Origin of the sequence: Roseiarcus sp., from assembly GCF_049514155.1 — a bacterium.
Taxonomy (GTDB): domain Bacteria; phylum Pseudomonadota; class Alphaproteobacteria; order Rhizobiales; family Beijerinckiaceae; genus Roseiarcus.
Genome location: NZ_JBEKVH010000044.1, coordinates 1 through 23925 on the forward strand (window position 1 = coordinate 1; position 23925 = coordinate 23925).

Genomic DNA, 23925 nt, shown 5'->3' on the forward strand with positions numbered 1-23925 from the left:
CAAGGATTTCGAAGCAACAATCGCCAGCGCTGTCGCATGGGTGCTCGTCGCGCACATCCGCACCCTCACCCGACGCATCGCAAGGGCTTGACCCCAAACGGGATCATTTCGAGTCCGACTCTAAGAAGGGCGCGGGCGCGGAACGTGCCAGCGGCGCCGGCTTGTTTGCAAGCCTTCCTCATTTCGCGGCGCGTCCAGCAGACGGATGGGCCCTCTACTATCTCATGGTCGACGAGACTGGAGCGGCGGAGCTGACACGCCCCGTCGTCAAAGGAGGGACCTTTAGCGCCGCCGTCGAACGTCTTTACCTCTCCATAGGCGGCGACGACGACGGCACATTGCTTCCCGTCGACGATGGCGACGTTGCAGACGGCTTTGATCCCCAGATAGCGCGCAAGTAGCGGTCATTCCATGTTTAATCCTAGAAGGCTCAGCCTTGCCCGAAAGCGGCGGCGGCTGACCGCGAAGGCGCTTGCGGAAAAGGCTGACCTCGCCATTGACACGATTTCTAGGTTGGAAAACAGCGCGAATGTGCCTGACGAACTGACGGTGGCAAGGCTTGCCAAGGTGCTGAATTTCCCCGTCAGCTTCTTTCACGATGCGGACCCAGAAGACGTCGACACGGGTGCCGTCAGTTTCCGAAGTTTTTCCAAAATGAGCGCTCGAGAGCGTGACGCGGCAGTGTCAGCCGGGTCACTCGGGCTCCAACTTAATGGATGGATAGAGGAGCGTTTCAGCCTTCCTCAAGCGAATTTGCTTGATCTTAGTTATGAAACGAGCCCGGAAGTGGCGGCGTCGTCTCTGCGGCAGAATTGGCGAATAGGGGAAAAGCCTATTGGAAATATGCTTGCGTTATTAGAAACAAATGGCATTCGTCTTTTCTCGTTGTCAGAAAACACGGCGTCAGTTAACGCCTTTTCGTTTTGGCGTGACGATAAGCCATTTGTGTTCTTGAATAACTTCAAGACAGCGGAGAGCAGTATTTTCGATTCTGCTCATGAACTTGGACATCTTGTCATGCATAAACATGGCGACCCAAAGGGAAATAGGTCCGCAGAACGGGAAGCCGACCGGTTTGCGTCAGCATTTCTGATGCCAGAGAAAGATGTAAAGGCGAGAATACCACGAAGAATTAACATTGACACTATTTTAGATTATAAGCGTAGATGGCGCGTCTCGGCCATGGCGATGGCGTATCGACTCAGCGCGTTGGGATTATTGTCTGCGTGGCAGTATAAATCCATTTGTATAGAACTTGGAAGGAGGGGATTCCGATCGTCTGAGCCGATCGGAATAGATAGGGAGACTTCCGTCATTTGGCGCAAGGTTCTAGCTCAGCTTTGGGCTGAGAGAACGACAAAGAATGACATAGCTGACAGTTTGCATTTGCCGCTCGATGAGCTGGAGGGGCTGATCTGGAATTTGGCAGGCGTGGAACAACGGCCTGTGGCGGCAAATCGTGAGGGGCTGCGTGTCGTGAAATAGGCGAAAGACGAAGCGGGGAGTGTGCGCCACTCTTGAACTAGCGACGGTTGACGTATATCCTCCCGGCATATCCCAACCTCGCGCGAGCCGAGCCATGACGCGCACCAAGCTGTTTCGCTCCAATCGCTCGCAGGCCGTTCGCCTGCCCAAGGACGTCGCGTTTCCCGAAGGCGTGACAGAAGTCACCATTCTGCGCGACGGCAAGCGCCGTATCGTCGTCCCGGCCGATACGGTCTGGGACGACTTCTTCGACGCGCCGGGAATCGATCTGCCGCGACGCGAGCAGCCGCCCATCCAGCGGCGCGACACATTCTGATGTTGCGCTACGCGCTCGACACCAACCTGTGCATCCGCGCCCTGAGAGATCGTTCGCCAAGCTTGCGCGAGCGCTTCAATCGCGAGGCCGACGGTCTGTCGATTTCGACCATCGTCTTGACCGAACTGCTGCACGGCGCGGCAAAGTCGGCGCGGCCGGACGTCAATCGGCGCGAGGTGGAGAATTTCGCCGCGCGCCTCGATGTCTTGCCCTTCGACGCCGAGGCGGCGGCCCACGCCGCCGATATCCGCGCTGCGTTGGAACGGCAGGGACGCCCGATCGGCGGTTACGAGCTGCTGATCGCCGGTCACGCCCGCAGCCGCGGGCTCGTCGTCGCTGCCGGCAATCGCGGCGAGTTCGACCGTGTCGAGGGCTTGCGCTGCGAAGATTGGGCCTAGCCCGCCCGAATTCCCCCGCATTGCCATTTTAGCAATTGATCGCCGCCGCTGGGGCGGTCCGCCGGCTGGAGTTGCGGCATGACCTTGGCTTCGTCGCAAACCCCTGCCCCCGCTGCGGCCGAGCCGACGCGCCGCGATTTCCTCTATCTCGCCACCGCCGCGGTCGGAACGGTCGGCGCGGCGGCGACGCTGTGGCCGCTCATCGACCAGATGAACCCCGACGCGGCGACCGAGGCCGCCGCCGGGCCGGTCGACATCGACATCAGCCAGATCCAGCCCGGCCAACAGATCGTCGTGCTGTGGAGCGCGCGCCCGGTGTTCATCGTCAACCGGCCGAAGGAGGCGCTCGACGCGCTGCGGACGCCCGCGCATCTGGCGCTGCTCTCCGACCCTAATTCGACCGCGCATCAGCAGCCCGACTACGCGACCAACTGGAGCCGCTCGATCAAGCCGGAAATCCTGGCGCTGGTCGGGGTCTGCACCCATCTCGGCTGCATCCCCAAGTTCTGGCCGCAGCCGAGCCCGACCGAACCGGCGGCGAACTGGCCCGGCGGCTATTTCTGCCCCTGCCACGGCTCGAAATACGACCTCGCCGGACGAGTCTTCGTCGGCGTCCCGGCGCCCTACAACCTGCCGGTCCCGCCCTATCATTTCCCCAACGACAAGACCTTGCGCGTCGGCGAGAACCCGCCGGGGTCGAATTTCGACTTCGGCTCGGTCCTGCAGGTGTGAAGCGTTGGCCGCCATCAAACCCGGCGTCGCCGCCGCTTGGCGCGATAGGCCGACACGCCCGGTTCACCGCCAGCGCTCCTTGCGCGTTCGGCCGCTTGACAAGATACCAACCGGTCGGTATCGTTCGTCCGGCTGACAATTCGGGCGCGACGCGATCCCGTTGAGCCCTCGAGGCCGTCGCCGCGCGCGATGACGGCCGAGGGCGGTTCGTCTGAGGACAGCCCGCTCCAAGGCCCGACCAAGGGAGGCGACCGTGGCGACGCGAGGCGCGAAGGCGAAGGCGGCGCAAGTCTCGGGCGACCGGCTGCTCGACGCGGCGGTCGACGTCATTCGCGCCAAGGGCTATTCGGCGACGCGGGTCGAAGACATCTGCGCCGCGGCGGGGCTGACCAAGGGCGCCTTCTTCCATCATTTCGCCGGCAAGGAAGCCTGCGCCATCGCCGCGGCGGCGCATTTCGCCGCGCGCGCCGACGCGCTGTTCGACGCTGCGCCTTATGCCGCCCTGGCCGACCCGCGCGCCCGTGCGCTCGGCTACATCGATTTCCGCAAGGCCATCCTGCAGGGCGGGCTGCCGCAGTTCACCTGCCTGCTCGGCACGATGGTGCAGGAGGCCTACGAGACCCACCCCGCCATCCGCCAGGCCTGCGACCGCTACATCCGCGAGCACGCCGACCGACTGGCGGCCGACCTCGCCGCCGCCAAGGCGATCTACGCACCCGAGGCGACATGGAAGCCGGAAAGTCTCGCGCTGTACACGCAGGCGGCGCTGCAGGGCGCGTTCGTGCTCGCCAAGGCCAGCGGCGGCGCGGAAATCGCCGTCGAATGCCTCGACCATCTGCGGCGCTACGTCGAGATGCTGTTCGGCGCGCCTGCGCCGGGCCGACCCGCCGAAGCGAGCGCCGCGCGCCCTGCCCGAACTCTTGACCAGCGGCGACGCCGATCAAGCGAACCGGGTCATGAAGGCTATACTGGCGATCGATAAGCTCGACATCGCCGCGGTTCGGCGGGCCGCCGGCCCCAATTGAGGAGACGACATAATGAGCGAAGCGAAGACCATGACCCCCGCAGGCAAGTTCGTCTGGTGCGAGTGGATGGGCGACAACGTCAAAGCCGCCGCCGATTTCTACGCCCATGTCGTCGGCTGGACCGCCAAGCAGACTGCCGGGACCGGCGAGCGGCCCTACACCGTCCTTTCCGCCGGCGTCTACGGCGTCGCCGGCATGATCACGATTTCCGCGGAAGCCAAGGCGAGGGGCGCGCCGCCATGCTGGGCCGGCTACGTCTGGGTCGAGGACGTCGACAAGGCGGCGGCGAAGCTGACCGCCGCCGGCGGCGCGGTGAAGCGCCCGCCGAGCGACATTCCCGGAATCGGCCGCTTCGCCGTCGTCACCGACCCGCAGGGCGCGTATTTCAGGCTCTTTCGCGACGCCGGCGGCAATCCGCCGCCCCCGCCCGCGCCCGACACGCCCGGCCTGGTCGGCTGGCGCGAGTTGCACGCCGGCGACGGCGCGAAGGCGTTCGCCTTCTATTCCGGCCTGTTCGACTGGACCAAGCGCCACGGCATGGATATGGGCGCGATGGGCGTCTACCAGCTGTTCGGCTTCGCCGGCGGCGATAGCGACTACGGCGGCATGATGACCCGCACGCCGGAAATGCCGGCGCCGACGTGGCTCTACTATTTCAACGTGCCGGCGATCGACGCCGCCGCCGAACGCGTCAAGGCCAAGGGCGGCAGAATCGTCAACGGCCCTACGGAAGTGCCCGGCGGCCAGTGGATCGTCCACGGGCTCGACCTCGAAGGCGCGCTGTTCGCGCTGGTCGCGCCCAAGCGCTGAGGCGACGGCTGGCCTCGCGGCGCTGGCGCGCGCCGCGGGACGCGCGCGAAGACAATCGACGGGAGGAGCGGCGATGCGGGTGATGGTCATCGTCAAGGCGACGACGGATTCCGAATCCGGCAACCCGCCGAGCCGCGAGCTGATCGCGGCGATGGGCGCCTTCAACCAGAAGCTGATCGCCGCCGGCGTGATGGTCGACGGCGGCGGCTTGAAGCCGACCGCTGAGGGCGCGCGCGTCGCCTTCGACGGCGCCAAGCGCACGGTGAAGCTCGGGCCGTTCGGAATCGTCGGCGAACTCGCCTCGGGCTATTGGATCTGGAAGGTGGAGGACCTCGACGAAGCGATCGGTTGGCTCAAGCAATGCCCGAATCCGATGCCCGTCCCCTCGGAGATCGAGATCCGTCCGCTCTACGAGATGGAGGACTTCGCCTGAACCGCGGCAAGATCGCCGAGCGCTGACCCTGCGGCCTCTGGGCGCGCTTCTGGCGCAGCGCGATTCAGCCTATGCTCCCGCCGCGGTGCGGAGGGGGCGATGAGCAAGGGCAGGCTGCCGGCGAAAACGATCAGTTTCGTCAGCCAGAAGGGCGGCGTCGGCAAGAGCGCGCTGGCGCGGCTGTTCGCGGTCGGGGCGGCCCATCGCGGCCAGCGCGCGCTGCTCGCCGACTTCGACCTCGACCAGCTCACCTGCGTCGAGTGGAATGCGGCGCGGCTGCAGGCGGCGATCGTACCGGAAATCGACACGCGCGCGTTCAAGAGCCTCAAGAAACTGCGCAAGGCGGAGGTCGACGTCGACTTCATCGTCGCCGACACGCGCGGCCTCGCCGACGACCTGACCAAGGAGCTCGCCGAGGAAAGCGACGTCGTGTTCCTGCCGACCGGCACCTCGCTCGACGATCTGCGGCCGACGCTGGCGCTGGCCAGGAAGCTCGCCAGGCGCGGCGCCGAGGGGCGCATCGTCGTCGTCCTGTCCAAGATCGGCCGCTCGGAGCCGCAGCTCGCCCGCGCCGCCGAGGCGATCGCCGAAGCGGGGTTCGAGCTGCTGCCGGAGCACTGGCCGCTGCGCGACGGCTTCCAGGCCGATCTCGACGCCGGCCGCGCCGGGCGCGAGACCCGCAACCCGTTCTTGCGCGAAGTCGCCGAGCGGATGGAGGAGGCGCTGATGCAGCGCGCCCAAGCCGCCCTGCCGCGGACAAGCGAAGCGGCGGAGTGACCGCCTCCTCTCCCGCGTGCGGTAGAGGGCCGGGGTGAGGGCGGCCCGCTCCCCCTCATCCGGCCGACGAAGTCGTGTCCAGCGGGATGATGGGTGACAATTTAGACCGGGATGATGGGTGACACATTTTCAGGGTTCTGAGGGTTGTTGCGCCGCCTGCGCGTCCTCGAGGACGCGCAGGCGGCGCAAGCGATTTGTTTTGGCGTCGATGACGCCGAGCGGCAGGGCATAGAAGCGGACTTGCCATTCGCCCTGTTCGGTTTCTTCGACGCAGACGGTCTCGCCGGCCAGCGCCGTCGAAACGCCGACCAGCTTGCCGCGCCATTTGATTTCGCCGTTTTGCCGCACTTCGCGCGCTATGGCGTCCTTGGGATAGGCGGGCTCGGGAATCTTGTCGGGCATGGCGCGCGGCGACGGCGCATAGAACCGCGACGGCGGCTTCTGGCCGAGCGCTTCGTGCGGGCGCTCGTCATTGTATTCGCGCATGAAGACTTCGAACCGGCGCTCCTGCGCCGACCGGTTGGCGCTGGGCGGCCGCATCGCCTCGAGCAACGTGCGATGGAACCGCTCGTGCCGACCATTTTGCTGCGGCTGACCCGGATCGATGCGCTCGTGCGCGACGCCCAATTTCGCCCACCACACCGAGAGCGCCGTCAGTCCCGTCACGCCAGTCGAGGCGAACGGCGAGCCGTTGTCCGAGCGGATTGCGTCAGGCAAGCCATGCTCCCGGAAAGCCTGTTCGAACAGCGGCCTGGCCTGCTCTTCGCGCGTATTCGTCGTTGCGCTGAGGCTGATCAGATAGCGGCTGAAGCTGTCGGTGATCGTCAGCGGCTCGCAGCGCGTTCCGTCGCCGAGCCTGACCCAGCCCTTGTGATCGACCGCCCAGAGATGGTTGGGCCGCTCCGCCTGCGTCAGTTCGCCAAGCCGCGGCGGCGCCCGCCGATGTAACCGGCGCGGACCCACCAGGCCCGCCCGCTTCAAAATCTCGCCCGCCGTCGAGGCCGCCGGCCATGCGATATGCGGATAGAGCTCGCCGAGCGTGACCACGATCTTGCGTGGCCCCCAGCTCGGCCGCATCCGCCGTCGCGCGATGATGGCCTCGACCACCGCCTGCGGCGTCACATGCGCCGGACGCTTCGGCGCGTGCGAACGCTCAACAAGACCTTCCGCCCCAAACGCCGCATAGCGCTCGCGCCATTTGTAGCCAGTCTTCCGGCTGATCGAGAACGCCTCGCACAGCTCCGTCATCGAAAACTCGCCCGTCAAATCCAGCCCGATAAAACGCAGCCGCTGATCCATCGCGCAGTTTTCTTCCCAAGGCATTGGCCGGTCCCCCAGCCAACAGAAAACTGTCACCCATCATCCCGGTCTAGTTCGTCACCTATCTAGCCGGGCTGCACAGGGCAGGCTCTTCTCCCGCGAGGGGAGAAGGGAACGCGAACTTCTATACGCGGGGCGCCGCCCCCCGCTGCAACGCCAGCGGCGATCTCGCATCGTAGTTCGATTGCGCATCCCTGACCTGCTCCCAATTCGCCTTGGCCCGATCGACCCGTCCTTGCGTCGGGCGCAGCAGGCTCTTTCCAAGCTCTGTTATCTCGTACTCGACGCGCGGCGGCGCCGCGGGGAACAGCTCGCGGATCGCCAGCCCGTCGCGTTCGAGATTCTTCAGGGTTGAAGACAGCGTCCGCTGTGAAATCCCCGGAACCGCACGTTCGAGTTCGGAGAAACGAGCGCGCCCGCCGAGCAGGTCGAGCGAAAGCACGACGAAGATCGTCCACTTGTCGCCGATCTTGGTCAGCAGCTCCCGGACCGCCATCGGGTCCGAGCTTCTGCAAATTGCCGCAGGGTCCAGGCGCCCGGCTTTGCTCGGCTTTTCATAACCTACCTCGACGTGAGCAACTGATCTCAAAGTGCCTTCTTCTTTGAAGCAAGCTTCCGATTTATATGTGGCTCTCCATTTGTAAGCCACCTTGCGAAAGGCATGGAGAGTCCAGGATGCCGAAGTCGAAATACGCCGCCTACGCCGCCGCCGCCCCTTACTTCGATCTGGTCCGTGGGGCGCTGGGCGACGGCGTCGATGGCGACCATTTCTTCGACGTCGTCGCCGACAACGTCGTCTATGAGGTCCTCTACGACATCGCAGGTTGGCCTCGCGTCATCAAGGGGCGGACCGCGTTGATGGCCGCGTTCAGGGGCTACGTCGACGCCATCGCGCTTCAGTCCGCCGATCAGTTGATTGTCCACAATACGGACGACGGCCGGACCGCGGTCATCGAATACGAGGTCCATGGGACGATCCTCGCAACGGGCATGAAGTACGACAACCGGTTTTGCTCAATCATCAAGATCGAGAAGCGAGAAATCACACACTGGAGAGACTACATGGACTCGCTCGCAGCCTGGAACGCGCTGACGGCGCGCGCTCGCTGAACGGTCGGCGCCCCGAGACGATCAAGAGACACGGCCATGCGACAAGTCCTTATGGTTGACATGAGCCCGAGGAGGAAGGACTGGCGAGTCGATCCGTCGCCGATACGCTCGCCGCCTTGACCCGCCTATGTCTCGGCAATGCGCGTTCCCGCTGCCCAGCGCGATGGCTTCAACGACAGATCGCGCCGATCGGCAGTCAGGCCCCACGCCGCTTCGCGCCCTCTTCAGCTGATGTCGAGGCGCGGGTCCGCTCGGCGGCTGAGTGGACAGCGGCCGCTCGCCGCGTCGCTCTGGCGATCGGTCTCGACGTCTGCATGCTCCACGCATCGTGCTTCCACGGCCAAGCTAGGTCGCAATCGCTCCTAGGTAATTTCCGACGCTTCACTTCCGATCCCGCTTGGCGCGGAGTGCGCGCGCATCGTTGACGCTTCCCCCTCCATCAATGATGCGCACACGGAAGGTATGATTATGTCTTCACGTCAGTTGATCGGCGGCTTCACGGCCGCCCTCGTCGGCGCGGGGGCTATGTTGGCCTCGGTCGTCGCCACCCAAGCCACGATGCTCCCCGCGTCGCGCTATGCGACGCCCTATGTCCAACCTGTCGATTGCGCGATCGGCGCGCATATCGGCCCGCTCGGCGCCTGCATCATCGGTCACGACGACAATCCGCCCGTTGTGGTTGAGCACCGCGTTATCGATTCTCCTGATCCCCAATCTACAGACGGTTGCTCGACGAAGTCTGTCACCAGGACAGACGCGAGCGGCGACAGCGAAACCCGCACCAAGACCAACTGCTGACATTCGCCGAAAACGGGTGACGCTCGTTTCGCCCGGATTCCGCCCTAGTTGACGACGTAAGCGTCTGCTCGCGGTTTGCGTCGGCCGTGATACGAGGTTGGCGAGCGCCGCGAGCGGATTGATACGAGCAGGCTGCCGAGGGACCGCGCGACGATGTGGTGCGGGCGCTCTCTCGCCTGCCAATCGCCATGATCGGATTCGCCGGCTCGCGCGGGCGGTTCGCGCTCGCGAGTCGAATCCGATTCACTGCAAGATTTCGCCGCGATGCGACGCTTTCGCCGTCACGCCAATCCCTGCCGACCGCACGACGTTGGAGAGCCGAAATGTCGAAGATCTATTTTGTCCATGCGGCGACCGACGTAGGCGTTCCGGTGATGAAGGCTTCGCGCGCGACGATCGACGAGGCGCTCAGAGACGCCGCGTTTGAGTTGAGCGGCGGCGCCGCCTTCGTCTGGATTGTCGATGGCGACGGTCATCTGATTTTGCCGGCGGATCAGATCAAGGCCCGTCTGGATCAAGCTAACCCGCGCGCCGTGAGGTTTCGCCAGCCGATCGGATCGCCGCGGCCGCGTCTTTCCGCGCCGTCGGCCGAGAGGCCGGGCGAGCGAAGCGGACCGCTCGAGGCAGGATTCGATTAGCCGGAACTGCCGCTGAGTAGATTCCGATTCTTGTCCCCGTCGACTTATGGCGTCTCAATCCGCCTCGCGATGACGCACGCCCCAAGCCTGAAAACGGCGCCGCATTCGGGAGGTCACGCGCGAGGAGACGCCATTGAAGCTGTTCATCCTGGCGGCATTGGGCGCGACCTTCATGATCTCCGACGCGTCGGCGGATCAATTCGGCGTCGCGGCCTATTATCACAATCCGAATCATGGCGGCTTGATCGCCGCGCATCTCACGCTGCCGTTTGGAACGCACGTGCGAGTCTACAATCTCGACAATGGCCGAAACGTCGTCGTGACGATCGTCGATCGCGGACCCTATGCGTCGACGGGTCGAATCATCGACCTTTCAACCGTCGCCGCCGATGTGCTCGGCATGCGCCAAGCGGGCGTCGCGAACGTCAGGCTCGAGCTCGTGCAATAGACGGGAATCGGCGCGGCGTTTGCCCCCGGCGCCATCTCCCCCTTCGCGGGGAGAAGGGACGGGCCGGAGCGGCGCCGATCGGGCATGGCTCGGACGGAAAGATGGCCGACAGGCCGAACCGAAGGATCGACTTGCGATCATCGGATGACGCAAGACGTGCTCGTGACCTGAGGCGCCGAGAAATATTGCCATTCGCCGGAGCCGACGCGCGGATACTTGAATTCGGAGAAGCCGGGCTTCAATCGATTCGAAACGCTGATCTCACAAGACTGGCCTTGAACGGCGATCGTGAGAGTCTCGGTGCTCTGGGGCAGATCGCGCTCGCGCACGAGACTGTGCGGACCGGCGACGCGCCAAGCGCCCCCTGTCTTGCCTTCGCTCCCCGATTGACCGAGCACCCGCGTCGATTGGCTCGAATACGACAAAGTCCCCGATTGCGACGTCCGCTGCTCGTCGACCTGATTCGCGCCGGAAAGGGTGACCTGATAGCTGTGGGTCACCGGGATGTTGGACGTCGGATTGGGTCTGAGGCGGTTGAACACATAGGTGACCGAGGCGTCGATCTGCACGGATCGGTCTTCCGCATTGGCGGCGCTCGGACCCCATGCGACCGCCACGATCGCCATCCGCAGAAGTGGGCCAATCGATCCCGTCTCGATCATTGGAACCCCCGAACGAAACCGCAATCGTTCCAGCGCTTTCGCGCCTAACATGAACGCTAGCGATACCTCGCCCGCGCACGCGCTTCCCTCTCCCATTCGGAGAGGCAGGGGCGAGGGCCCTGCCGGCAGCCGAGTCGCGCCTTGCGGCGCGACCCCTCGTCCAGCCGCGCTGCTTTCTCCCGCAGGGGGAGAATGGAAACCGCGCTTCGGCGGAAGGCGCCGTCGAACTCATGACAGCAAATCTTCCGAAGCCGAGAGGCCGATGGCGCGGGGAATAGATGGCTCTCCGTCCGTGCGGCATTCACCGGCGCATTAGCAATATGATATGGCGGCTCCGTAACACCCTGACTGCTATCGATAAAGTTGGGCATCCGCCATCGTTCTGCCGGCCGAAAAATTGGGATCGCACACTCTCAACGGTTGTTACCGCGCCTCCGCAACCAAGGAGGTCTCTTCAACTGCTCCGCCGACTCCTTTTCATCCTCCGTTCGGGCGGTTACCCGCGTAGGGCCATTAAGACGCGTCCGATACGTCTGGCCTTTTGGTCTCGCGAATGGCACATTCATTGGCTACGACACGCTGCGGTGAGCCAGGATGCAACGCAAGTCTGTCGACAAACGAGACGGCGCCGTCCTCAAGACGTATGGGAACATGCTCAAGAAACACTCGAACACCACCATTGGCGCCCTGCGGGCGATCTATGGGGAGCAGTTTGCCAAAGAGTTCGACAGCAATGAGAAGCTGACGTCGGTTATCGCGAAAAAGAGCAAGGTGGGAGCCAGCTCGCGTCACGTGCAGAATTCGCACGCCCCTGTCAAAAGGAAAGGTGGGAGCGGTCGCGACGTAAGCAGTGCGTCACTGGACGCCCTCGCCAACGCGACCGTTGTTTTGGGCCCAGCATTGAAGAGGCTCGCCGATAGGTAAGCGCCACTATCGAGTCACGCTTGAGGACGTGTTCGCTGCACACGAGATCGCGATGCTGATCGGCGGTCTCGACGGCGTTCGCGAACTGACAGTAATTGAGTCGGGGATCGCGAGACCGTATGTGGGCTTTCGCCGACGAATTTGGGAAAAGGCCGCAGCCCTTCTGCAATCGATTGCTCAAAATCATGGCTTTATCGACGGGAACAAGAGGACCGCTCTACTGGTGCTGAATGTTTTCTTAGAGCGCAGCGGTTACAGGCTCACCCCCTTAGAAGGCGAAAACTTAAGCGACGCAGCTGAAACCGTAGTGTTGGGGCTAGTGGAACACCGTATTGATCTCGAAGCTCTCACTTCATGGTTCAGACAGCGCCTTGCGAAAGCCTAGGATTACTGGATTACGGGATTACGGAATTGAACTGCGCCCCTCGACTGAGACAAATCATTTGAGGGACAGCTCTTTGATTGCGTCCTTTCAGACGTTTTCGAGTTTTCGGAGTTCGTCCTCGTCAATTCTCTTTATCGCAGTTCGGTAATGGGCCCGCTTTGGCTTGTCGCAGCACCTGCGCGGCGCGCGCAAAATGGCGCCTAGCGCATTGAAATCGCCCGCCTGCGTAACGAACTTGTCGCGCCTCTCGGGGGACAGCGCCCGCCAGAGCGCCTTGCTGCGCGCCCTCATCCGGCCGCGCTTCGCGCGCCCACCTTCCCCCGCAAGGACGCCCCCCTCAGAACCCCCTCGCCCTCAACGCCTCGCCGATCTCCTCCAGCGTCGCCGGGTCCTCGATCGTCGCCGGCGTCGACCAGGGATCGTGGTCGGCGATCTTCTTCATCGTGCCGCGCAGGATCTTGCCGGAGCGGGTCTTGGGCAGGCGCTGGACGACCAGCGCCAGCTTGAACGCGGCGACGGGGCCGATCTTTTCGCGCACCAGCGCGACGACCTCGCGTTCGATCTCGGCGTGCGGCCGGTCGACGCCGGACTTCAGCACGATGAAGCCGCAAGGCTGTTCGCCCTTGATCTCGTCCTTGACGCCGACCACGGCGCATTCGGCGACCGCCGGATGCGAGGCGACGACCTCCTCCATGCCGCCGGTCGACAGGCGATGGCCGGCGACGTTGATGATGTCGTCGGTGCGGCCGAGGATGGTGAGATAGCCGTCCTCGTCCTTGAAGCCGGCGTCGGAGGTCTTGTAGTAGCCGGGAAAGTCCTTGAGGTAGCCCGCGCGCATGCGCTCGTCATTGCGATAGAGCGTCGGCAGGCAGCCCGGCGGCAGCGGCAGCTTGATCACGATCGAGCCCATCGTCCCGGCCGGAACCGGATGGCAGCCCTCGTCGACGATCTCGACCGCGTAGCCCGGCATCGGCACGGTCGGCGAACCGCGCTTGATCGGCAGCAGGCCGAGGCCGACTGGATTGGCGGCGATCGCCCAGCCGGTTTCGGTCTGCCACCAGTGATCGACGACCGGGACCTTGAGCACATGCTCGGCCCAGGCGACGGTGTCGGGATCGGCCCGCTCGCCGGCGAGGAAAAGCGTGCGCATCGAAGCGATCGAATAGGCCTGCAGCAGGGTCGCGTGCGGGTCCTCCTTGCGCACCGCCCGCAGCGCGGTCGGCGCGGTGAAGAAGGCGGCGACCTTGTATTCCTCGATCATCCGCCAGAACGCGCCGGCGTCGGGGGTGCCGATCGGCTTGCCTTCGTAGAGCACGGTCGCGCAGCCGTGCAGCAGCGGCGCATAGACGATGTAGGAATGGCCGACCACCCAGCCGATGTCGGAAGCCGCCCAATAGGTCTCGCCCGGCTCGACGCCATAGATCGCGCTCATCGACCATTTCAGCGCGACGCAATAGCCGCCGGCGTCGCGCACCACGCCCTTGGGCGTTCCGGTCGTGCCGGACGTGTAGAGAATGTAGAGCGGGTCGGTGGCGGCGAGTTCGACGCAGGGCGCGCTTTTTCCCGCCGCACGCGTCGCCGCGACCAGCCCCGCCCAGTCGCGGTCGCGCTCGGCGAACATCCTGCCCTCGAGTTGCGGCCGCTGGAAGACGACGCAGGCCTGCGGCTTGTGCCTGGCGAGGCCGATGGCGAGATCGAGCAGCGGCTTGTATTCGACCAGGCGGCCGGGCTCGACGCCGCAGCTCGCCGTCAACACCAGCTTGGGCTCGGCGTCGTCGATGCGGGTTGCGAGCTCCTTGGCGGCGAAGCCGCCGAACACCACCGAATGGACCGCGCCGATGCGCGCGCAGGCGAGCATGGCGAACAGCGCCTCGGGGATCATCGGCATGTAGACGATGACGCGGTCGCCCTTGGCGAGGCCGAGATCGGCGAGCGCCGCGGCGAGCGTCGCCACCTCGTCCAGCAGCTCGCGATAGCTGATGCGCCGCTTCGCGTTGGTGACCGGGCTGTCGTAATAGATCGCCGCCTGATCGCCGCGGCCGGCCGCGACATGGCGGTCGACGGCGTTGTAGCAGGCGTTCAACGTCGCGTCGGGAAACCAGCGGCCGTAGACGCCGGCTTCAGCGTCGAAGATCGTTCTGGGCGGACGGATCCAGTCGATCCCCTCCGCCGCCTTGGCCCAGAATCCTTGCGGATCGGCGCGCCACTGCGCGTAGACTTCGCCGTAGCGGCTGACCATTGTTTCGCTCCCGCTCGCCGCGCCGGCGGCGATCGCCGTTTTCGCTCAGGACCTTGACGCGCCCGCCGGGCGAGCGCAATCCGCGTCGCGCTAACATTTAGGCGTAAGACGAGCGATTGATGCTTTCCGCTTTTCCCGGCGATCCTCTTTTCTATCTCGCGGCGATCCCGGCGGTGATTCTGCTCGGCCTGTCGAAGGGGGGCTTCTCCGGCTTGAGTTCGCTCGCCATGCCGCTGGTCGCGCTGGCGATCTCGCCGGTCAAGGCGGCGGCGATCGTGCTGCCGATCCTGATCGTCCAGGACTGGGTCAGCGTCTGGGCCTTCCGCCGCGACTGGGACCTGCGCAACCTCGCGATCCTCGCGCCGGCAGGCGCAATCGGCGTCGCGGCCGGCTGGCTGATGGCGGCGCGGGTCGACGAACAGGCGGTGCGGCTCGCGGTCGGGCTGATCTCGGTCGGCTTCGTCGCCTTCATGTTGCTGCGCGATCGGCTCGCCTCCGCCGCGGCGACCGAGGCGACGGTCGCGCCCGGCCTGTTCTGGGGCGCCGTCGCCGGCTTCACCAGCTTCGTCAGCCATACCGGCGCGCCGCCGACGATGGTCTACTTGCTGCCGCAGAGGCTGACGCCGCGGATTTTCGCCGGCACCTCGGCGATCCTCTTCGCCATCGTCAACCTGCTGAAAGTGGGACCCTATTTCGCCCTCGGCCAGTTCAGCCGCGACAACCTCTCGGCTTCCGCGTCGCTGCTGCCGGTGGCGGTGGCGTCGACCTTCGCCGGCGTCTGGCTGGTGAGGCGCGTGTCGGCCGAACGGTTCTATGTCGCGGTGCTGGCGCTGACCTTCCTCGTCGGCGTCAAGCTGATCTGGGACGGCGCCTGGGGCCTGTGGGGGTAGCGCGAATTTAACCGCCGACGCGGCAGGATGCGGCGTTGAAGGTTCGAGGGGAATGCGGGATGAGCGCAGGCGGCGACGACGCGGTCGAGGCGGGCGCCCGCCTCAGCCGGCAGATCCCCTCCTTCGCCGCGATCGGTCTGACCGGCTACGTCGTCGACGCCGGCATCACCTATCTCGGCGCGAAGTATCTCGGCCTGTCGCCCGAAATCGCCCGTCCGCCAGGCTTTGTCATCGCGACGATCGTCAATTTCGCCCTCAACCGCGCGATCACCTTCCGCCACGCCAAGGCGCCGCTGGCGCGCGCCTTCCTGCGCTATTGCCTGGTGGCGGCGGGAGGGCTGGCGGTCAATTACGCCGTCTATTCGCTCTGCGTCGTCTTCTGGCCGCTCATCGGCCTGACGGCGACGCCGGGCGTCCTGCCGCTGTTCGTCGCCGCCGGCAGCGGCGTGGCGATGGTCGTCACTTTCGTCGGCTTCCGCTGGTTCGCGTTCCGGCCTTAGCGCGGCGAGTTTCGTCGCATTTGCTTGCCGGCCTCGCGGCGCCGGGCATCGGTCGAGCGGAGAGATGGTCATGAAGCGGCTCGTTCGAGGACTCGCCTTCGCCGTCGCGCTCTGCGCGTCGACGGGCATGGCGCAAACCCCTTCCGACGACTGCGCCTCGACCTTTTATCGCGACAAGAGCGAGGCCTGCCTCAATGAGACGCTCGCCGCCCTGCGCGACGCCTCGTCGGTCAAGCCGGAGGTCAACGCCGCGATGGTCGGCTTCTTCGCCGGCGTGATCACATCGACGCCGTCGATGGAGGCGAAGATTCTCGCCGCCGTCGGGCCGCCGGCGATGAAGAGGACCATTCTCATGGCGCTCCAGCGCGCCGGTCGGGACGAAGCGGCGCGCAACTTCGCCCAAACCGAGCATCTGCAAGCGGCGTTGGCCGGGCTCGAAAGCGAGCGGCCGCCGCGGCTCGACGAGGTCAAGCCGAGGTCCGCCGCCGCCGACAACGACCTGTTGATCGGGGCGTTCATGTCGACCGGCGATCCGACCTACATCAAGGCGATCCTCGGCAATTTCTCCGCCGCTGAAGATGACCAGATCCGCGACGCCGTGCGCGTCGCCCTGATGCAAGCGCGCTTCGGCGAGAACGATCGACGCGGCGGCTACCAGCGGCTGGCGCGCGTCCTCTGCGGCAAGTATCAGTGCAGGCGCGATCTTTCGCCGTTCTCGCGCGTCATGACGCTCTCCTCCGCATATTGGGCGCTCGCCGCGCTCGCCGCCAAAGACGAAACGATCCGCAAGACGAGCCAGGCCTTTCTCGACGCCGATCCGCGGGTCAAAGCGATCGAGCAGAACGAGCAGGACGCGTTCGCAGCCTATGTCGAGCGTCTCGCTGTCTGGACTGCAGCCAAGGGCGACCCGGATTCCGCGGACAGGGCGAAGTCGGAGGATGCGCTCCTCTCCGGTTACGAAAACCTCGCTCCGACCCAGGATCTCCTGCACCCACTCGTCGGGGGCAAGTAGGTCAAGTCCGACCGACCCAGGCCGGCGGAAGCCGTCGCCCCCTCGCATCGGCGCGCCGGCGCGTTATGATGGCGCGGACCCTCGGGGAGCGCCGGCATGACGACTTCGCCTTACGACCTGGACCTCGATCGCAACCCCGCCAATTTCCAGCCGTTGACGCCGCTGACGCTGCTCGAGCGCGCGGCCCAGGTCTTCCCCGACCAATTGGCGATCGTCCACGGTCCGCTGCGGCGCAATTATCGCGACTTCTACGCCCGCGCGCGCCGGCTCGGCTCGGCGCTCGCCAAGCGCGGCTTCACGCGCGGCGACACGGTCGCCGTCATGCTCGCCAACACGCCGGCGATGCTCGAATGCCACTACGGCGCGCCGATGTGCGGGGCGGTGCTCAACACGCTCAACACCCGCCTCGACGCGGCGGCGATCGCCTTCATGCTCGACCATGGCGAGGCCAAGGCGCTCATCGTCGACCGCGAATTCTCGGGCGTGATCGCCGCGGCGCTGAAGCTCTGCAAGGCCAGGCCGCTGATCGTCGACTACGACGATCCCGAATACGACGGCGACGGCGCGGCGCTCGGCGGGCTCGACTACGAGGCGCTGCTCGCCGAGGGCGACCCGGAATACGCTTGGGTCAGGCCGCGCGACGAGTGGGACGCGATTTCGCTCAACTACACTTCAGGCACCACCGGCGACCCCAAGGGGGTCGTCTACCACCATCGCGGCGCCAACCTGCTCGCGGTCGGCAACGTCGTCACCGCCGACATGGGCCGCCACCCGGTCTATCTGTGGACGCTGCCGATGTTCCATTGCAACGGCTGGTGCTTTCCGTGGTCGATCAGCGTCAAGGCGGGCGTCCACATCTGCCTGCGCCAGGTGCGCGCCAAGGCGATGTACGACCTGATCGCCGAGCACCGCGTCACCCACCTCTGCGGCGCGCCGATCGTCATGTCGGTTCTGCTCAACGCGCGCCCCGAAGAGAAGCGGCCGCTGCCGCATGTGGTGCGCTTCTTCACCGCCGCTGCGCCGCCGCCCGCCGCGGTGCTGGCGGCGATGCGCGAAGCCGGCTTCGAGGTCACCCATCTCTACGGGCTCACCGAGACCTACGGCCCGGCGGTGGTCAACGACTGGAAGGACGCGTGGAACACGCTCGACGCGCCGACCCAGGCGGCGATGAAGTCGCGCCAGGGCGTGCGCTACCACGCCCTCGAGGCGCTCGACGTCATCGATCCCGAGACGATGCGAAGCGTGCCCGCCGACGGCGAGACGATGGGAGAGGTGATGTTCCGCGGCAATGTGGTGATGAAGGGCTACCTCAAGAACAAGGCCTCGACCGACAAGGCGTTCGCCGGCGGCTGGTTCCATTCCGGCGACCTCGGCGTCAAGCATCCCGACGGCTACCTCCAACTCAGGGACCGCTCCAAGGACATCATCATCTCGGGCGGCGAGAACATTTCGTCGATCGAAGTCGAGGACGCATTGTTCCAGCACCCGAGCGTCCAGCTCGCCGCGGTGGTGGCGGCGCCCGACGACAAATGGGGCGAGACGCCCTGCGCCTTCGTCGAGCTGAAGCCGGGCCATAGCGCCAGCGAGGACGAGCTGATCGGCTGGTGCCGCGCGCGGCTCGCCCATTACAAATGCCCGCGCCGCGTCGTGTTCGCCGAGATCCCCAAGACCTCGACCGGCAAGGTGCAGAAGTTCGCCTTGCGTGCGCGGGCGCGTGTGGCCGCGTCGTCGTGACCGCCAGTCGAAAATCGGGCTGGCCGCCGCACTGCCGCGCCGCGCTGGCGCGCGCGCTGCGGCTCGCTTCGCGCCAGTTCCCGCGCGCCGGCGAGGACGAAGCGACGCGCATCCACGACCTGCGCAAGACGCTGAAAGGCGCGGCGGCGCTCGCCCGCCTGTTCGCCGATCTCGTCGGCGCGCCGGCCGAGGCGACGCTCGCTGCGATCAACGCGGCGCGGCGCAAGGTCGGGCGGGCGCGCGATCTCGACATCCTGCCCGGCGTGCTCGCGGCGCTCGATCCGCCGCCAGAGACCCGCGACGCGCTGATCGCCGCGATCGCCGAGCAGCGCGAAGCGGAGCGACGCGCTCATCACGACCTCGACGTCGGCGGCCTCGCCGCCGAGCTGCGCGCGCTCGCCGACTCGGTCGAGGCGTGGGACGTCGAGGTGGCGGGCGCGACGCCGCTGATCGCGGCGGTCAGGGGCGCCTACCGATCGGCGCGGCGGCGCGGCGCGGCGGCTTTGCCGAGCGGCCCTCCGCGCGAATTGCATGGGCTGAGGGTGCGGGTCGTCGACCTCGTCTATCAGCTCGGCGTGTTCGAGCCGGCCTGGCCGGCGATGATGCGGGCGACGATGCGCGAGCTGCAGCGGCTGCGCACGGCGCTTGGCGATCACAACGATCTCTCCGTGCTCGCCGAATTCGCCGCCGCGCGCCCCGAGCTGACCCCGGAGCAGAAGGTCGCCGTCGCCGTGCTGATCGCCAAGCGGCGCCGGCCGCTGGCGCGACGCGCCGCGCAGCTCTACGCCCGCCTGTTCGCCGAGCGGCCGTCCGCCTTCGAGCGCCGCCTCGCCGCCTATATCGAAAACCCGCGCCGCAAGCCGCCGGCGCACAGAGCGCCGCGCGCGCCCCGCGCCGTCGCGGCGGCGGATGCGCCTCCGGCCGATCCCGGCGGCGGAACGGCTCACATCCCGTAGACGACGCGATTGTTCGCGCCGACCGAGCCTTGAAAGGCGTCGTCGGGAAGCGCCTCACCTATCGAACAACTGCTGAGTGACACGCCGTACGGCAAAAGCCGAAAGGCCAAAAACAGGGCCAAAATCTAAGTCAAAGCGATCCGACAAAGCCCAGTCCGAGCGATTCATAGAAGCCGCTCGGAAACTCGGCGCTAAAGTAACTGGTGAAGCGTTTGAGCGGGCATTTGCAAAAACTACGTCGCATAAGCGGCGGAATCATAGGAACGCCTATTTGTCGTTCGAGGTCTGCGTCGCCGTTGGCGTCACGACTCCCAAGCGTTTTTTCTGCCGTTTTACGTAATCCTCAAGAGCCTCCAGCAAGCTCGGATCAAGGTCGCCGCTCGCCACTAATTTCAGATATTGCAACGGGCTGGTTTCCTCGACAAAGACAACGCGCTCTCCGGTCATCAAGGCGACTCCTTCTCTCCTAGGAGCAGAACCAAGATCGCCCGCCGCAGTCTTTGCCGCCATACCCTCAAGGGCTTCCCTCTGGATATGTGGCGCTTTGGCAGGAGAGTCGGTTTGCCCTTCCGTCGCTGATTTTTCGTCCTTTTCAGACGAGGCACCATTACTTTCACTTACGCCTTCTTGCCGCAAAAGCTCGTAAGTTTTCTGATAACTCTTGATCACGGGGTTAACTGCGGCCGAGGCGAATCCTTGCCGCATTAGATAGGCGCGAAGGGAATTCTCAGAGATATAGCCGTCTGGCCACTGTTCTCGGATATTGCGAAAGAGCGTAGGCGTGTGTGCCGCCAGAAGCAGCGCGTCCTGTTTTTCAGCCTTATCGTGAGGAAGCAGGATTCTTACCGCCGTATCCGTGACCCGAACGCCACCCTTGCCGGCCTTCTCGATTAGGCCGTAATGGGAGAGGTCCGACAGTATCTTCGTGGACGTGCCCGTCATGCCGCTGTAGCCCATGTCCTTGACGGCGGCCTCGCGATCAGTTGGATTCTGACGGTTCTTTTCGAATATTTTGCTAGTTAATTCAACGGCTTCGCAAAGAGAGGTACCGGGGTATCCCGGGCTAGTAATTCGCGCCATCGCGCCCTCCGCGGGTTTGCTACGGCCTCGTTATAATAGTTCCTGGATAATGCCGCAAGTTTTTCTTGACCGGCATTATCGTGTCTGCGAGATTGGCCTCGCGCCGAGAGTCGGCGCGTTGGAGATTCTCGATGACCCTTGATCAGCTCCCCCGCCCGGTCGCCGGCGTCTCGGGAGCGACTAACGAAGAAGGCCGGCCCCGCGCCAACGGATAACCGGCCTTCGTGGCGACCAAGCAACCGGGCGGTTTCCCACGCGATCTCTGGGCGATGCAACATCCTTAGAATCGCACGGGAGCCGCCCACCATGCAAGGGAAAGAAGAAGCGGCGAAATGCCCATCACAGAACATCCCCCGTTAGGCACAATCCTGATTTGCGATTTCAGTGCGGGGTTCAAGGTGCCTGAAATGGTCAAGCGCCGCCCCGTCGTGGTCATCAGCCCAAAGATCGCCGCTCGCGCCAAATTGTGCACAGTCGTCGCCTTAAGCACGACGGACCCAGTTCCTCGGATGCCATACCATTCTCAATTGCGCATTTGGCCGTTGCTTCCTGAACCTTGGGACAAGGAATTTATGTGGGTCAAAGCAGATATGGTATATTCAGTTGCATTCCATAGGTTAGACTTACTACGCAAAGGAAAGCGGCCGGACGGAACTAGAAATTACATAATCCGTTGCTTGACGGAAGATCAGATTAGAGAAGTCCGGCAATGTTTATTACGCTCTATCGGATTATCGGGCTTGACAAAGCACCTATAATTCACTATTTTTCGAATGTTAGCGGCTCTCTCGCTTCCCAGCGAAATCCGCGTCTCAAGACCCCGCGAGGGGCGGCCGTGCAAAGGGCCATCACAAGCCACCGCACGGCGTCGATAAACCGGTAACACGGGTTCGATTCCCGTCGACTCCACCATTTATGGGGTCGTCGTCCAATGGGAGGACACCGGCCTGTCCCAAGCGCCGCTCGGCAACGGGCGGCGCTTTTTCATTTCCGCGTGCTTTCTCCGCTTGTGGGTAACGCGCCCGCCCCCTACGGGTAACGCGCCTTGAGGTCGGCGACTCGCTCGGAATCGCGGTCGATGATGCAGGCGAGGCGCGGATCGCCGCCCTTGGCGCTCATGCCGGCCTCGAACGGCGCCACATCCTGACATTCGACGTCGCGCCAGCTCACCCACTGATCCTCGGCCTCGTTGAGCGAGCGCTTCCAGCGCGACTTCTGCGCGTTGAGCACGCCGGCGCGCGCGTCGACGCTCTTCAGCGACGCGTCGACCACGGCCGCAAGCTCCTTGTCGGCGCGATCGGCCGCCGTGCGCAGGCAATCGGCGAGATCGCGCGCGCCGATCTTGCGCGCGTCGCAAGCGGCCTGCGACGGCCTGAGATCCTCGGCCAGAGCGCCGGCCGAAGGCGCAGCGAGCGCCGCGGCGAGGACGAAGAAGATTCGCAATTGCGAAGCGTTCATCGGCGAAATGACCCCCGTAACCCACAAAGGCGAAGTCCGCCCCGAGCGACGCGCCTCCCGTACGACTCAGCGCCGTCGCCTGCCCGACGCGCGTCCATTATTAAACGCGCGGCCGCGGTGGGTCCATCGCTCCGACTCTTCTGCGTCCGCAGCATGACGCGCGCACGAACGCGGACCACGCCCGCGCCAGTCTTTACGGTCCGGCGGCGCTCACGCCGGCGGCGCGTGGGCGCGCAGGAAGTCGCCGATGCGCGCCAACGCGCGGGCGATGTTGGGACGCGAATTGGCGTAGGAGAGGCGGACGTAGCCCTCGCCGAAGACGCCGAAGTCGGGCCCGCCGATCGTCGCCACGCCCGCTTCCTCGAGCAGCGCGCCGGCGAGCGCCTTCGCCTTCCAACCCGTCTTGGCGATGTTGGGAAACGCGTAGAAGGCGCCCTTCGGCGTCGCGGCGTTGACGCCCGGCAGCGCGTTGAGTCCGTCGACGACGATGCGGCGGCGCGCGTCGAATTCGGCCACCATCGCCTGAACCGCGTCCTGCGGCCCGGTCAGCGCCGCCAGGCCGGCGAATTGCGCCGCCGCATTGACGCAGGAATAGGAATTGACCGCCAGCTTGCGCGCCGCGTCATAGAGCGGCTGCGGCCAGACCGAAAAGCCGAGCCGCCAGCCGGTCATCGCGTAGGTCTTCGACCAGCCGTCGAGCAGGATCAGCCGGTCGCGGATTTCCGGATAGGCGAGCAGCGTCTGATGGCGATGATTATCGTAGGTCATCTGCCCGTAGATCTCGTCGGACAGGATGGCGACGTCGGGAAAGCGCGCGAGGCCGGCGACGAGCCTGTCGATCTCCTCGCGCGGCGTGACGCCGCCGGTCGGATTGGCGGGCGAGTTGAGGATGATCAGCCGCGTCTGCGGCGTCAGCAGCGACAGCGTCTCCTCGGCCGAAAAGGCGAAGTCGTTCTCTTCGCGCATCGGGATCGGCACGGGGCGCGCGCCGGCGAACTCGATCATCGAGCGATAGATCGGGAAGCCGGGATCGGGATAGAGGATGTCGACGCCCGGCGCGCCGAACATCAGGATCGCCATATGCATCGTCACCTTGCCGCCGGGGACGATCAGCACGAGATCGGGCGAGACTTCGACGCCATAGCGACGATGGAGATCGGCGGCGACCGCCTCGCGCAGCGGCGCGATCCCCGCCGCCGGCGTGTAGCCGTGCTCGCCGTCGCGCAACGCCTTGACCGCCGCCTCGACGATATGCGGCGCAGTTTTGAAATCCGGCTGGCCGATGCCGAGATTGACGATCTCGCGCCCCTGGCGCTGAAGCTCGGTCGCGCGGGCGAGAACCGCAAACGCGTTCTCGTCGCCGATGCGCGAGAAGGCGGGAACGACGTCGAGCATGGGCGGGCCTCCCTGGAGACTTCTGTTGTATGGCGGTTGGCGCGCGGCGGACAAGGGCGCATGATCGGCGCCGCAGCCGCCGTTCCCGAAGAGATTGCCGAATGCTGACCATCTGGGGCCGAAAGACTTCGTCGAACGTCCAGGCGGCGATGTGGTGCGTCGGCGAGTTGGGGCTCGCCTATCGTCGCCACGACATCGGCCATGCCTATGGCGGCAATCGCACGCCCGAGTTTCTCGCCATGAACCCGAACGGCCTCATCCCCGTCCTGCGCGACGGCGACGACGAGCCGATCTGGGAGACCGGCGCGATCCTGCGTTACCTCGGCGCGAAATATGGCGACGACCCGTTCTGGCCGCGCGACCCGGCGGCGCGCGCCCAGGTCGACAAATGGGCGGAATG

Annotated in this window: 29 protein-coding genes and 1 pseudogene; 23 read left to right on the forward strand and 7 right to left on the reverse strand. The window is 65.3% G+C overall.

The features are described 5' to 3' along the window. The 10 genes and pseudogenes from ABSF49_RS08620 to ABSF49_RS08665 form a co-directional block, all read left to right on the forward strand. Positions 1-91, forward strand: a pseudogene (locus tag ABSF49_RS08620) (IS5/IS1182 family transposase); the annotation flags it as partial. Positions 92-224: 133 nt separating this feature from the next. After that, positions 225-401 carry a hypothetical protein gene (locus ABSF49_RS08625; RefSeq protein ID WP_424112235.1) on the forward strand — a complete coding sequence of 59 codons (177 nt, stop codon included), beginning with the start codon at positions 225-227 and terminating at the stop codon, positions 399-401. A 10-nt stretch (positions 402-411) separates the two neighbouring features. Next, positions 412-1485 carry a helix-turn-helix domain-containing protein gene (locus ABSF49_RS08630; protein ID WP_424112236.1) on the forward strand — a complete coding sequence of 358 codons (1074 nt, stop codon included), beginning with the start codon at positions 412-414 and terminating at the stop codon, positions 1483-1485. Positions 1486-1579: 94 nt separating this feature from the next. After that, a complete protein-coding gene (gene vapB / locus ABSF49_RS08635) occupies positions 1580-1801 on the forward strand; it encodes a type II toxin-antitoxin system VapB family antitoxin (RefSeq protein WP_424112237.1) in 222 nt (73 codons plus the stop codon). After that, positions 1801-2199, forward strand: coding sequence for a tRNA(fMet)-specific endonuclease VapC (vapC, locus tag ABSF49_RS08640; protein WP_424112238.1), 399 nt, complete (start codon positions 1801-1803; stop codon positions 2197-2199). The genes vapB and vapC overlap by 1 nt, the downstream gene beginning before the upstream one ends. A gap of 78 nt (positions 2200-2277) precedes the next feature. Continuing rightward, positions 2278-2931, forward strand: coding sequence for a ubiquinol-cytochrome c reductase iron-sulfur subunit (petA, locus tag ABSF49_RS08645; protein ID WP_424112239.1), 654 nt, complete (start codon positions 2278-2280; stop codon positions 2929-2931). A gap of 253 nt (positions 2932-3184) precedes the next feature. Then, positions 3185-3913, forward strand: a complete 729-nt coding sequence (locus tag ABSF49_RS08650; RefSeq protein ID WP_424112240.1) for a TetR/AcrR family transcriptional regulator — start codon at positions 3185-3187, stop codon at positions 3911-3913. A gap of 55 nt (positions 3914-3968) precedes the next feature. Further along, positions 3969-4766, forward strand: a complete 798-nt coding sequence (locus ABSF49_RS08655) for a VOC family protein (protein WP_424112241.1) — start codon at positions 3969-3971, stop codon at positions 4764-4766. A gap of 73 nt (positions 4767-4839) precedes the next feature. After that, positions 4840-5199 carry a YciI family protein gene (locus tag ABSF49_RS08660; protein WP_424112242.1) on the forward strand — a complete coding sequence of 120 codons (360 nt, stop codon included), beginning with the start codon at positions 4840-4842 and terminating at the stop codon, positions 5197-5199. Between the two features lie 99 nt (positions 5200-5298). Continuing rightward, a complete protein-coding gene (locus tag ABSF49_RS08665) occupies positions 5299-5976 on the forward strand; it encodes a ParA family protein (protein WP_424112243.1) in 678 nt (225 codons plus the stop codon). A 129-nt stretch (positions 5977-6105) separates the two neighbouring features. On the opposite strand, the gene ABSF49_RS08670 is transcribed toward ABSF49_RS08665, so the two are convergent. Both ABSF49_RS08670 and ABSF49_RS08675 read right to left on the reverse strand, forming a co-directional pair. Then, positions 6106-7299: an IS481 family transposase gene (locus ABSF49_RS08670; protein WP_424112244.1), complete on the reverse strand. Its 1194-nt coding sequence runs from the start codon at positions 7297-7299 to the stop codon at positions 6106-6108. A gap of 121 nt (positions 7300-7420) precedes the next feature. Continuing rightward, on the reverse strand, positions 7421-7792 hold the full coding sequence (locus ABSF49_RS08675; RefSeq protein WP_424112245.1) for a winged helix-turn-helix transcriptional regulator: 372 nt from the start codon (positions 7790-7792) through the stop codon (positions 7421-7423). 179 nt (positions 7793-7971) lie between these two features. Between ABSF49_RS08675 and ABSF49_RS08680 the strand changes: the two genes are divergently transcribed. The 4 genes from ABSF49_RS08680 to ABSF49_RS08695 all read left to right on the forward strand — a co-directional run bounded on the left by ABSF49_RS08680 (position 7972) and on the right by ABSF49_RS08695 (position 10290). Then, complete coding sequence (locus ABSF49_RS08680) at positions 7972-8406, forward strand: nuclear transport factor 2 family protein (protein WP_424112246.1); 435 nt, start codon at positions 7972-7974, stop codon at positions 8404-8406. A gap of 468 nt (positions 8407-8874) precedes the next feature. Beyond that, on the forward strand, positions 8875-9204 hold the full coding sequence (locus ABSF49_RS08685; protein ID WP_424112247.1) for a hypothetical protein: 330 nt from the start codon (positions 8875-8877) through the stop codon (positions 9202-9204). A gap of 323 nt (positions 9205-9527) precedes the next feature. Continuing rightward, complete coding sequence (locus tag ABSF49_RS08690) at positions 9528-9842, forward strand: hypothetical protein (RefSeq protein WP_424112248.1); 315 nt, start codon at positions 9528-9530, stop codon at positions 9840-9842. A gap of 133 nt (positions 9843-9975) precedes the next feature. Next, complete coding sequence (locus ABSF49_RS08695; RefSeq protein ID WP_424112249.1) at positions 9976-10290, forward strand: septal ring lytic transglycosylase RlpA family protein; 315 nt, start codon at positions 9976-9978, stop codon at positions 10288-10290. Positions 10291-10427: 137 nt separating this feature from the next. Here the strand turns inward: ABSF49_RS08695 and ABSF49_RS08700 are convergent, their stop codons facing one another. Then, positions 10428-10907: a hypothetical protein gene (locus ABSF49_RS08700; protein ID WP_424112250.1), complete on the reverse strand. Its 480-nt coding sequence runs from the start codon at positions 10905-10907 to the stop codon at positions 10428-10430. Positions 10908-11603: 696 nt separating this feature from the next. Here ABSF49_RS08700 and ABSF49_RS08705 point away from each other — a divergent pair. Together ABSF49_RS08705 and ABSF49_RS08710 are read left to right on the forward strand one after the other, a co-directional pair. Next, entirely contained in the window at positions 11604-11876 is a 273-nt protein-coding gene (locus ABSF49_RS08705; RefSeq protein WP_424112251.1) for a hypothetical protein, read from the forward strand. 52 nt (positions 11877-11928) lie between these two features. Further along, positions 11929-12261 carry a type II toxin-antitoxin system death-on-curing family toxin gene (locus tag ABSF49_RS08710; RefSeq protein ID WP_424112252.1) on the forward strand — a complete coding sequence of 111 codons (333 nt, stop codon included), beginning with the start codon at positions 11929-11931 and terminating at the stop codon, positions 12259-12261. Positions 12262-12598: 337 nt separating this feature from the next. Here the strand turns inward: ABSF49_RS08710 and ABSF49_RS08715 are convergent, their stop codons facing one another. Next, entirely contained in the window at positions 12599-14500 is a 1902-nt protein-coding gene (locus ABSF49_RS08715) for a propionyl-CoA synthetase (RefSeq protein WP_424112253.1), read from the reverse strand. Positions 14501-14619: 119 nt separating this feature from the next. Between ABSF49_RS08715 and ABSF49_RS08720 the strand changes: the two genes are divergently transcribed. The 5 genes from ABSF49_RS08720 to ABSF49_RS08740 all read left to right on the forward strand — a co-directional run bounded on the left by ABSF49_RS08720 (position 14620) and on the right by ABSF49_RS08740 (position 19592). Then, positions 14620-15390: a sulfite exporter TauE/SafE family protein gene (locus ABSF49_RS08720; protein WP_424112254.1), complete on the forward strand. Its 771-nt coding sequence runs from the start codon at positions 14620-14622 to the stop codon at positions 15388-15390. Positions 15391-15449: 59 nt separating this feature from the next. Continuing rightward, the gene (locus tag ABSF49_RS08725; protein ID WP_424112255.1) at positions 15450-15890 is read left to right on the forward strand and encodes a GtrA family protein; all 441 of its coding nucleotides are present in this window, start codon (positions 15450-15452) and stop codon (positions 15888-15890) included. A gap of 70 nt (positions 15891-15960) precedes the next feature. Beyond that, positions 15961-16902 (forward strand): hypothetical protein, encoded by a 942-nt coding sequence (locus tag ABSF49_RS08730; RefSeq protein ID WP_424112256.1) that lies wholly within the window; start codon positions 15961-15963, stop codon positions 16900-16902. A gap of 96 nt (positions 16903-16998) precedes the next feature. Then, positions 16999-18636 carry an acyl-CoA synthetase gene (locus ABSF49_RS08735; protein ID WP_424112257.1) on the forward strand — a complete coding sequence of 546 codons (1638 nt, stop codon included), beginning with the start codon at positions 16999-17001 and terminating at the stop codon, positions 18634-18636. Further along, positions 18633-19592 carry a CHAD domain-containing protein gene (locus ABSF49_RS08740; RefSeq protein WP_424112258.1) on the forward strand — a complete coding sequence of 320 codons (960 nt, stop codon included), beginning with the start codon at positions 18633-18635 and terminating at the stop codon, positions 19590-19592. Before ABSF49_RS08735 ends, ABSF49_RS08740 begins: the two co-directional genes overlap by 4 nt. Positions 19593-19859: 267 nt before the next feature. Here the strand turns inward: ABSF49_RS08740 and ABSF49_RS08745 are convergent, their stop codons facing one another. Further along, a complete protein-coding gene (locus tag ABSF49_RS08745) occupies positions 19860-20672 on the reverse strand; it encodes a hypothetical protein (RefSeq protein ID WP_424112259.1) in 813 nt (270 codons plus the stop codon). 332 nt (positions 20673-21004) lie between these two features. Between ABSF49_RS08745 and ABSF49_RS08750 the strand changes: the two genes are divergently transcribed. Beyond that, positions 21005-21430, forward strand: coding sequence for a type II toxin-antitoxin system PemK/MazF family toxin (locus ABSF49_RS08750; protein ID WP_424112260.1), 426 nt, complete (start codon positions 21005-21007; stop codon positions 21428-21430). 271 nt (positions 21431-21701) lie between these two features. Here the strand turns inward: ABSF49_RS08750 and ABSF49_RS08755 are convergent, their stop codons facing one another. Both ABSF49_RS08755 and ABSF49_RS08760 read right to left on the reverse strand, forming a co-directional pair. Then, complete coding sequence (locus tag ABSF49_RS08755) at positions 21702-22130, reverse strand: lysozyme inhibitor LprI family protein (protein ID WP_424112261.1); 429 nt, start codon at positions 22128-22130, stop codon at positions 21702-21704. Positions 22131-22340: 210 nt separating this feature from the next. Then, entirely contained in the window at positions 22341-23525 is a 1185-nt protein-coding gene (locus ABSF49_RS08760; protein ID WP_424112262.1) for a pyridoxal phosphate-dependent aminotransferase, read from the reverse strand. A gap of 101 nt (positions 23526-23626) precedes the next feature. Here ABSF49_RS08760 and ABSF49_RS08765 point away from each other — a divergent pair. Further along, the coding region (locus tag ABSF49_RS08765; RefSeq protein WP_424112263.1) for a glutathione S-transferase N-terminal domain-containing protein at positions 23627-23925 on the forward strand (299 nt) is incomplete at its 3' end.